At 48.3% G+C, this 10,492-nt stretch carries 7 protein-coding genes and 1 rRNA gene; all 8 read left to right on the top strand.

The annotated features are described in order from the left end of the window. Window positions 1–183 (top strand): 23S ribosomal RNA (locus I2G42_RS13915); the annotation flags it as partial. 253 nt (window positions 184–436) lie between these two features. Continuing rightward, on the top strand, window positions 437–1,135 hold the full coding sequence (locus I2G42_RS13910) for an ABC transporter ATP-binding protein (RefSeq protein WP_055228562.1): 699 nt from the start codon (window positions 437–439) through the stop codon (window positions 1,133–1,135). A 14-nt stretch (window positions 1,136–1,149) separates the two neighbouring features. Then, a complete protein-coding gene (locus I2G42_RS13905) occupies window positions 1,150–3,480 on the top strand; it encodes an ABC transporter permease (protein ID WP_195531185.1) in 2,331 nt (776 codons plus the stop codon). Between the two features lie 210 nt (window positions 3,481–3,690). After that, a complete protein-coding gene (locus I2G42_RS13900) occupies window positions 3,691–5,019 on the top strand; it encodes an MATE family efflux transporter (protein WP_195531184.1) in 1,329 nt (442 codons plus the stop codon). 149 nt (window positions 5,020–5,168) lie between these two features. After that, window positions 5,169–5,867, top strand: coding sequence for a response regulator transcription factor (locus I2G42_RS13895; protein ID WP_022462401.1), 699 nt, complete (start codon window positions 5,169–5,171; stop codon window positions 5,865–5,867). Next, window positions 5,857–6,990: a sensor histidine kinase gene (locus tag I2G42_RS13890; protein WP_195531183.1), complete on the top strand. Its 1,134-nt coding sequence runs from the start codon at window positions 5,857–5,859 to the stop codon at window positions 6,988–6,990. Before I2G42_RS13895 ends, I2G42_RS13890 begins: the two co-directional genes overlap by 11 nt. Then, a complete protein-coding gene (locus I2G42_RS13885) occupies window positions 6,987–9,533 on the top strand; it encodes a hypothetical protein (RefSeq protein ID WP_195531182.1) in 2,547 nt (848 codons plus the stop codon). The genes I2G42_RS13890 and I2G42_RS13885 overlap by 4 nt, the downstream gene beginning before the upstream one ends. Next, on the top strand, window positions 9,520–10,485 hold the full coding sequence (locus tag I2G42_RS13880; protein ID WP_195531186.1) for an ABC transporter ATP-binding protein: 966 nt from the start codon (window positions 9,520–9,522) through the stop codon (window positions 10,483–10,485). Before I2G42_RS13885 ends, I2G42_RS13880 begins: the two co-directional genes overlap by 14 nt. Window positions 10,486–10,492 lie beyond the last annotated feature (7 nt).

Below are 10,492 nucleotides of genomic sequence, written 5' to 3'. Positions count from 1 at the left end.
GGGTAGCCAAGTCGGGAAGGGATAAACGCTGAAGGCATCTAAGCGTGAAGCCCCCCCTCAAGATGAGATATCCCATTCTTTAAGAAGTAAGACCCCTTGAAGACGACGAGGTAGATAGGGCAGGGGTGGAAGTGCCGTAAGGCATGGAGCTGACTGTTACTAATCGGTCGAGGGCTTGACCTGAATGGTTGTGTTCACAGAAATGGAATGATAGATGTGTAGTGTATGCGGTTTTGAAGGTATATCGGAAAGGCCATCGGAGAGATCCGATGGTTTTTGGCTGTTAAAAAATAAAAGAAAGAGCGCTGTTAATGAGAAAAAATACTCATTAACAGCGCTTTTCATTTCACAGAAAAAGCAGTATTATGGGGTTAGAAGAGTCTAACACAAAACAGACTCTTACACACTCAGGAAAAAAGATGCAGGGAGGAAAGTTATGTTTCTTGAGATTAATAACCTGAAGAAGAGTTTTGGAACCGGTGAAAGCCGTGTGGAGGTCTTAAAGGGAATCCAGTTTTCTGTGGAAAAAGGTGAAATCTGTGTTCTCCTCGGTCCATCCGGTTCCGGTAAATCGACACTGTTGAATATTATCGGCGGAATCGACGAGGCGGACAGCGGTTCGATCGTGATTGAAGGCGAAAAAATTGAGGATATGAATGAAAAAACGCTGACACGGTACAGACGAAAACATTTAGGATACGTTTTCCAGATGTACAATCTGATTCCAAACCTGACGGTAAAAGAAAATATGGAAGTCGGCGCATACTTAAGCGATCATCCGCTCGACATCAACGATCTGTTAAAGACACTGGGGCTCTATGACCACCGCAACAAGCTGCCGAACCAGCTCTCTGGCGGTCAGCAGCAGCGTACTTCAATCGGAAGAGCTATCATCAAAAATCCAAGCATTCTGCTCTGTGATGAGCCGACAGGTGCACTCGATTACCATACTTCAAAAGAAATTTTGAAGCTGATCGAGGACGTCAATCAGAAGTACGGCAACACCGTCATCATGGTAACACACAATGATGCGATCAAAAACATGGCGGACCGCGTGATTCGTCTGCGCGACGGCCAGATCCGTAAAAACTACGTCAATGAGACCAAAATCGCCGCCGGCGATCTGGACTGGTAAAGCGGGGTGGAAGTATGAAAAATCCATTACGAAAACGCCTGCTGCGGGAACTGAAGAACGATATTGGAAAATATCTCGTTATTTTTCTGTTTATGACGGCGACGATTGGCTTTGTGTCCGGTTTTCTCGTTGCGGATGAGAGCATGCTGTATGCTTACGATGAAAGCTTTGAAAAATACAACGTGGAAAACGGAAATTTTACAACAGAACAGAAGCTCACAGACAACCAGAGAACACGGCTGGAAAAAGAGAAGGTAACGATTTACGAGAATTTCTATAAAGACGAAGATGCCGACACGGATCTGGATTCGGAACCAGAGAGCACGATCCGTCTTTTTAAAAACAGAACAGAGGTCAATCTGGTCTGCCTGATGAAAGGCGAAATGCCGCAGCAGAAGGATGAAATTGCAATTGACCGTATGTATGCGGACAATAATGGCCTGCAGGTCGGTGATGTGATCTCGGTTGATAAAAAAGAACTGACGGTTACCGGTCTTGTGGCACTTTCGGATTACAGTGCGCTGTTCAGCAATTCAAGTGACATGATGTTCGATGCGGTTAAATTCGGTGTGGGAATCATGACCGAAGAAGGGTATGATGCCATTACCGATGACCATATCAAATACTGCTATTCCTGGAAATACGATACGGAACCGAAAGATGAAAACGAGGAAAAAGAATGGTCCGATGATTTCGTCGAGGTTCTGGCGGCTCATTCCTCGCTGACGGGTTATCTGCCGCGCTACGGCAATCAGGCAATCAAATTTACCGGTGACGATATGGGCGGTGACAAGGCGATGGTGGAGATACTGCTGTACATCCTGATTGCCATCATGGCGTTCATTTTTGCAGTTACGACAAACAATACGATTGTAAAAGAAGCGTCGGTGATCGGAACGCTGCGCGCATCCGGCTATACGAGACGGGAACTTCTGCTGCATTATCTGTCCCTGCCGGTACTGATTACGATTTTGTCGGCGGTGATTGGAAATATTCTGGGATACACCGTGTTTAAAGATATCTGCGCCGGTATGTATTATGGAAGTTACAGTCTGCCGACGTATCAGACGCGGTGGAATGCCAATGCATTTCTGCTCACGACCGTAATTCCGGCAATTCTGATGTTTGTGATCAACGCGGTGTTGATTTCCGGCCGTCTGCGTCTGTCACCGCTGCGTTTTCTGCGCCACGATTTTGCAAAGAAAGGAAAAAGCCATGCGGTGCGTCTTCCGAACTTCCGGTTCTTCTCGCGGTTTCGTCTGCGGATCCTGCTGCAGAACAAATCGAGTTACTTTACCCTGTTTCTCGGTATCGTATTTGCCAATATTCTGTTGCTGTTCGGTATGATGATGAAACCGCTGCTGTCACATTACCAGACGGAGGCGGTGGAAAATATGCTGGCAGATTACCAGTATATTTTAAATGTCCCGGATCCGATCGATGAGGATGATGAGTACACGCTGATGGGAATTGTGCAGAAGCTTCTGACGCCGTCGCTGAAGACAAATACGGAGGGCGTGGAAACGTTTGCCGTCACATCGCTGAAGAATATTCCGAAAAACCGGGAGGGCGAGAGCATTTCGGTATATGGAATTCAGAAAGACAGCAAATATGTTTCCGCTGAACTGTTTGAGAACGGCGTGACGATTTCCGACGGTTATGCCGAAAAATATGGAATGAAAGTCGGCGATACACTGGAACTGAAAGAGCCGTATGAGGATAAAACGTACAGCTTTGAAGTAAAAAGTATTTATGCCTACCCGGGAGCCCTTGCGGTATTTCTGCCGATGGATGTCTTCTGCGAGAAATTCGATCATCCAGAGGACTACTTTAACGGCTATTTCTCCAACGAGCCGATCACGGACCTGGAGGAATCGTATATCGCGACGAAAATTACGGAAGATGATATGACAAAGATTTCACGACAGCTCAATGTGTCGATGGGAGAAATGTTCCAGCTGATCAATGTTTTCTCGATTGTACTGTTCATGCTGCTGATTTATCTGCTGACGAAGCTGATCATCGAGAAGAATACGACTTCGATTTCGATGGTAAAGATTCTCGGCTACGAGAACAGGGAAATTTTGAGTCTGTATTTGACGGCGACAACCTGGGTTGTGATCATCTCAATCGGTGTCAGCCTGATCATTGCCTCCGCGCTGATCCGCCTGATTTATGTCATTATGCTTTCCGAGTACAGCGGCTGGCTGACATACTATATTGATCCGGCAATTTACGGAAAAATGTATCTGATGGGCCTTGCGGCGTATGCTGTTATCGCTGTGCTGCAGTTCCGCCACATCCAAAAGATTCCGATGGACGAGGCACTGAAAAATGCAGAATAAAAAAAGTTACAGGAGAAATCTTGACAAGCCCGGGCAAAGTGTGGTATATTGCTCTCAAACTTGGTGTGGATTTTTCAACTTGTAATAAAGTTCTTTTCGCCACGCAATTATCGAAAGCAGATAATTGCGTGGCTTTTTTGTGGGCAATGAAGCAAAGTCCGTGCCTGCACGTAAGTCCACCAACAGAAAAGATCACAAATGGAGGTAATAATGAACGAAAACTTTATGAAAGAAAAGCCAGTATTTCCACTGCTGGTTTCGATGGCGCTTCCAATGGTAATCTCGATGCTGGTCAATTCCTTATATAACATTGTGGACAGCTTCTTTGTCGCACAGATCAGCGAAGATGCCATGACGGCGCTCTCCCTGGTTTATCCGGTACAGAATTTTGTAAATGCCGTTGCCATCGGTTTTGGAATCGGACTGAATGCGGTGATTTCGTATTATCTGGGAGCGGGTGACAAAAAGGCAGCCGGCTGTGCTGCAACGCAGGGTCTTGCCCTTACCATGCTGCATGCGGTTATTTTAACGATCGGAAGCCTTCTGGTCATCGAGCGTTTCCTGCGGATGTTTTCTTCTTCCGAAACTGTCATCGATCTTGGTGTCCGGTATTCACGGATTATCTTTCTGTTTACCATAGCAATCATGGCAAACCTTTACTTTGAAAAGGTTTTTCAGGCAGTCGGCCGGATGAAAGTGACGATGACTGGTATGATGATCGGCTGTATTGTCAACATCATTCTGGATCCGCTCATTATTTTCGGAATCGGACCGTTTCCGCGTCTTGGAATTGAGGGTGCGGCGCTTGCAACCGGTATCGGTCAGGTGACACCGGCCGTGATTTACTGGATCATTTACAAGATCCGCCCGATTTCGGTCAAAATCCGTCCGGAATATTTAAAAGAAGGAAAAAATCTGGTCGGAAGACTGTACGCGATCGGCGTCCCGGCGATCCTGAACCTGGCGCTGCCGTCTCTTCTGATTTCCGCACTGAATGGAATCCTGGCCGTGTATTCCCAGAGCTACGTTGTCGTGCTCGGCATTTACTACAAGCTGCAGACGTTCATCTATCTGACAGCAAACGGCATTGTACAGGGCATGCGTCCGATCATCGGCTTCAACTACGGTGCAGGCGAGCATAAGCGTGTGCGGAAGATTTATGAGATCACCCTGATTATGTGTGCGGTGATCATGCTTATTGGAACAGGCATCTGCCTTGCCATTCCGGAACAGCTGATCGGACTGTTCAGCAGCAATCCGGAGACCATCCGTCTTGGCGGACAGGCACTGACACGCATCAGCGCGGGCTTTTTGATTTCGGCAGTTTCCATCACATCCTCCGGTGCGCTGGAGGGACTCGGAAAAGGCGGATCTTCCCTGATCATTTCCCTCTGCCGAAATGTCATTGTCATTCTCCCGGCAGCTTACCTGCTGTCCCATCTGGGAGGCGGCGTTTTCGTATGGCACGCCTTCTGGATCACAGAGGTCATTTCCGCAGCGGTTTCTCTTGTGGTATACCGCCGCGCAGTACGAAGATAAAAAATATAAGAAGAAAAGAAAAGCGGCCTCTTGTGGAAGGCGGCTTTTCTTTTTATAATAGATAATACAGACGTAAGAATTAAGTAAAGATTTTTTTGAATATTCATGGTACCATTACGGTAGTTAAAAACAGAGAGGATGGAAACGACGTGGAAGAAACAAATATTTTAGTTGTGGATGATGAAAAAGAAATCGCGGATCTGCTGGAAATTTATCTGATCAGCGATGGATTTCAGGTATTAAAAGCGTACAGTGCAAAAGAGGGACTCCGCATTCTGGAGGAGAAAAAAATCGACCTGGTGCTGCTCGATGTGATGATGCCGGATATGGACGGTATTGCGATGTGCCGCCGCATCCGGGAGACGAACAACATTCCGATCATCATGGTAAGTGCCAAAACGCAGGATATCGACAAGATCGTCGGTCTGTCAACGGGAGCAGACGATTACGTGGCAAAACCGTTCAATCCGCTGGAGCTGATGGCGCGTGTAAAATCCCAGCTCCGCCGCTACCGCGAACTGAATCCGTCGAAGCCGCACGAGCGCCAGGAAGTGATTTCCTTAAAGCATCTGGAAATCAACAAGGTAACCCATCAGGTTGTCTGCTACGGAGAAAGCATCAAGCTGACACCGATCGAATTTGATATTCTGTATCTGCTGGCCTCCAACCCGGGCCGCGTGTTCGGTACAGACGAAATTTTCGAGCGTGTCTGGCATGAAAAATTCTATGAGGCGAACAACACGGTTATGGTACATATCCGCCGTCTGCGCGGAAAAATGAAAGACGACACAAGAGAAGATAAGATTATTACAACAGTCTGGGGAGTGGGATACAAAATTGAAGCCTGATTTTATAAAAAACTTCAGCCAGAGGATGGTCTTTGATCTGATTGTAAGTGCACTTGTCACGGTGTTTGTAGTGACGCTTACCGACGGGATTCTGACCTTTTTCGGCAATGGACTGATGAACATCGGTTACCGGAGCGCCTGGATCGGACCGGGAGGCCTCCGCCCATCGGTGCGGACGATGATTCTGACGGCGGCTGCGCTGCTTTCGTTCTGCCTGACCTTTTATTTCCTGATGCGCGAAACCATCCGATACATTGGGAAGATTCTGGAAAAGGTAAAGGAGATATCAGCAGGGGATTTTGATCATCCGATCGAGGTAAAGGGAAATGACGAGTTTTCTGTGATGGCGGAGAACTTAAATACGATGCAGCAGAATATCAAGGAAATTATGGAACGGGAACGGATCGCGGAGCATACGAAAAATGATCTCGTCTCATCCGTGGCACATGACCTCCGTACGCCTCTGACTTCGATTATCGGCTATCTCGGCTGGGTGCGCACGCGGACGGATCTGGATGAGGAGACGAGAAATCATTATATCGATATTGCCTATCAGAAAGCACTCCGTCTGGAGCAGCTCACGAACGAGCTGTTTGGATTCGTCAAGCTGGAGCACAAAGAGATGCAGCTGCATCTCGGAAAACTTGATCTGGTGCAGCTGATGGAGCAGATGCTCGACGAGATGACGCCGTCTTTTGTGAAAAATGAGCTTCAGGTGGAATTTCTGCATGCGGAACATGCGATTTTTCTCGAGGCGGACGGTGAGCTGCTGGCACGGCTCTTTGGAAATCTGCTGAACAATGCTGTCAAATACGGAAAAGAGGGAAAACAGGTCCGCGTCTCAATGGAAAAAGAGGGCGAATATGTGGTCACGCGTGTCATTAACTACGGACGGATCATTCCAAAACAGGAACTGGATCATATTTTCCAGAAATTTTACCGAACAGAGCAGTCGAGGAGCCGCGATACCGGCGGGACGGGACTTGGACTTGCGATTGTACAGCAGATTGCGGAACTGCATCACGGACAGGTGCGGGTAAAAAGTGATCTGCAGGGAACCGTCTTTGAGGTGGAACTGCCGGTCGGAATGCCAAAGGGGAAGAAAGAGGACGAAAAGCGATGAACAGGAAAAGAAGAAGCAAAATCTGCTGTCTGTCCGGTATTTTGCTGCTGATTCTGCTTCTGGCGGGAGTTCAGAGGGTGTCTGCGATGACAACGCGGACAGAACTTTATCAGAACACGCCGTCGGATGGCGGAAGAAGCGGCGGGAAAGAAAAGCAGCTTCTTGCCAACAGCTACGCAGGGGAATACCAGATTGATTTTTCTTATGGATTCGAAGGAAACTATCAGGATGGGAATCACGTACCGATCCGTGTGACAATCACAAATGAGAGCGCTGTTGAATTTGAAGGATACTTTGTTTTTCAGATAAAAAACGCCGCGGAATCGATTTACCGCGGAAACAGTGGAGAAGGCATTCTCTCAAAACTGTTTCCGGGGGTCAAGCGGTCGGGCGATGGAAGAAACAGCCTTTTTACGTACCGTTTTCCAATCTATATTCCGGCGAACGGAACCGTTACAAAGACTTTTTCTGCAGGGCTTCTGGTGGAAAATACGTCTTTTTGTGTCCTGCGCCTGGAGAACAGCCAGAGGGACACGGTGTACAGTCGGGAAGAAACGATTTCGAGTGAAGGCTTCTTCCAGTCCAAGGTGGAAGTCTGCGTTGTGGAAGAAGAAACTAATTACGGGCAGCAGCTGAATGGAGTTACGCTGAACGACGGGATTTATGAGGTGAAAGCTGCATCTGTCCGGGCAGAGGAGCTTGTCGGGCTTGCGGAGTCGTATTCGCCGGATGTGCTGATCCTTCTGGAGCAGTCCAAAGAAGAACTGGATGAGACAATCCAGAAAGAAATTGATCTCTGGCAGGCAGAGGGAGGTCTTCTGATTACCTTTTCGGGAAACGAGACATTTGCGGAAAGCCAGCGCAGTGCGTTTAAAGAAGCGCCGGTAGATTTTCTGAAAAATATTCTGGACGAAGAGACCACCAGCCGCCTTCTGGCAAAACGAAATACGAATTATCAGAAATACTATACGATTTCCGATCTTCTGGAAAACACTAAGATCCGGAACCGTCCGAATACGGTGCTGTACGGCGGTCTGATTCTGGTCTATCTGGTTCTGGCAGGGCCGGGATTGTATTTCTTTTTGAAAAAAACAGGAAAACGTCAGTATCTCTGGGGGGCGATCTGTGCCTGCTCGGCCGTCTTTGTTATGCTGATCAGTCTGTTTGGCCAGAGCACGAGGCTCAAGGCCCCGGTGCTGACGTATGTAAGAGAAATCTGGCAGTACGATACATACCAGAAAGATTACATTAATTTCTGTGCACAGGCGCCGTACAATGCTTCCTATGAGCTGTATCTGGATCCGTCCTACGATCTGGTGACGTACAACCGTATGGACTATATGTCCAACAGCACGGCACAGCCGGAAACGGAGGATGCGGAATATGAAAAGACGGAGATCAGTTTCGGAGAACAGAAAAACAGGGCAGAAATTTCCAATCAGGCTGCATTTGCCCTGAATGAGTTCGGCATGCAGCGGATGGAAACGCTGGACGAAGGCAAAGGACTGAAAGGCACGTTTCATTTCTGGAATCAGAAGATCAGCGGAACCGTGGAAAACAAGACAGGCTATGATCTGGAGAGATGTGTGATTGCCGTTCCAGGTTACTGTGCCCTCATTGGAGACATCAAAAACGGGGAGACGATCACGCTGGATGGAATAGAATCGGACAGCGTGCGGGAGTTCGGAAATTGGAGTGCGGCAGAAGATCTGCCGGAGATAGAGAAAAATTATCTGGACGGCGTCATCTATAATCACATGCCGAACCGGAGTGACAACTGCCTTTTCTTTGGAAAGCTGGCAGGCAATGACGATACGTTCCAGCTTGACAGCGGATACGAAGCGTATGGAATCTCGTATTACTATCAGGAAGTGTCTGTGGACATGAAAGAGGCCGGCGTTGTGTACTGTCCGTATGCGCAGGAGTACAGCGGATGGGACGGCGGAAACACGGTAAGCTTTGAAATGGGACCGAATTCCGGCGGAATCTCGGAAGAGGAAACAGAAGTAACGTATTATCTGAACGGTGTCTTTGAAAACAACAACATCTGGTGTCTGTATGGAATGTATGCTAAAGGCGTGATGCAGCCGGATTCCGAGGGAATCTATGATCCTGCATTCTGGCCGTATGCGATGACGGCGTTAGAAGATAAGATCCAGGCGGCAGAAACCGGCGGGGGAGGAAAACGGGGAACCATTCTTTCACTTGCTTTCGAGAAAGCCCGCACGGAGGATGGGACCAAGATCCGGAATTTCAATGGAATCATTGAGCTGTACAATTTTCAGACGGGAACGTATGATGAAATTTCCGACTGGGAGATCGATTTTGCGAGTGATCCTGCGCTGGAGGCGCAGTATGTGAATGCGGACAACCAGATCCGTGTGCGGTACCGTCTTTCCGAAGAGGAAAAGGGAGAAGAGTATCATGAAAATTATGGATACTATGAGGCACCGAATCTGATCGTAAAGGCGAAAGAGATGCCACCGGAGCAATATCTGGAGAACCTGTTAGCGGAGGAGCCAAATGCCGATACTGAAAATTGAGAAACTGACCAAAAAATACGGAAAAACATATGCCCTGAACGGTCTTGATATGGAAGTAAAAAAAGGCGATATTTACGGCTTTGTCGGACCGAACGGTGCGGGAAAAACAACGACGCTGCGCATTATTTCAGGGCTTTTAAAGAGCGACGGCGGCGATCTGTGGCTGGACGGCGTGCGGACGACAAAAAACATTCTGAAGCAGAAAAGCCTGATCGGCTTTGTGCCTGATTTCTTTGGCGTCTATGAAAACTTAAGCGTGATAGAGTATCTGGAATTTTTTGCCGCATCGTATGGAATTTACGGGCGGGCAGGAACCGTCCGTGCGCGGGAAGTGCTGGAGATGGTCGAACTATCGGAAAAAGAGGAGCAGATGGTGGATTCGCTCTCAAGGGGCATACAGCAGCGGCTCTGTCTGGCGCGCGCGATGATCCATAAACCGAAGCTTCTGGTGCTGGATGAACCGAATTCCGGTCTGGATCCGCGTTCGAGAAAGGATTTTCAGCTTCTCCTGCAGCGATTGGCGCGGGAGGATTATACGATTCTGATCAGCTCCCATATTCTTTCGGAATTAGCAGATCTGTGCACCAGCATCGGTGTCATCAACGGAGGTGTCATGGTACAGCAGGGAAAGCTGGAAAACATTATGCTTGCGATCGACAGCTCCAATCCGCTGCGCATCACTGTGCTGAACCAGGTGCCAAAGGCGCTGGAACTATTGCGGCAGGATCCGCAGGTCAGCCGCCTTTCTGTGGATGAAAACAAGATTGCGGCCTGGTTTTCGGGAAGCCGGAAGGAGGAGGCGTATCTGCTGCAGAAACTGGTGGATGCCGGAATCCTTGTGGTTTCGTTTGCACGGGAACACAACAGCCTGGAGTCCCTGTTCTTCCATCTGACCGGGGAAACGGAACAGAAGAGCCGAAACACAGAAACGTTCGGAAACACGATCGGATAAGGAGGGA

Origin of the sequence: Fusicatenibacter saccharivorans (assembly GCF_015557635.1) — a bacterium.
Classification (GTDB): Bacteria; Bacillota; Clostridia; order Lachnospirales; family Lachnospiraceae; genus Fusicatenibacter; species Fusicatenibacter saccharivorans.
The sequence above is the reverse complement of the archived record's forward strand: the minus strand, read 5'-3'. Positions and strand labels throughout refer to the sequence as shown.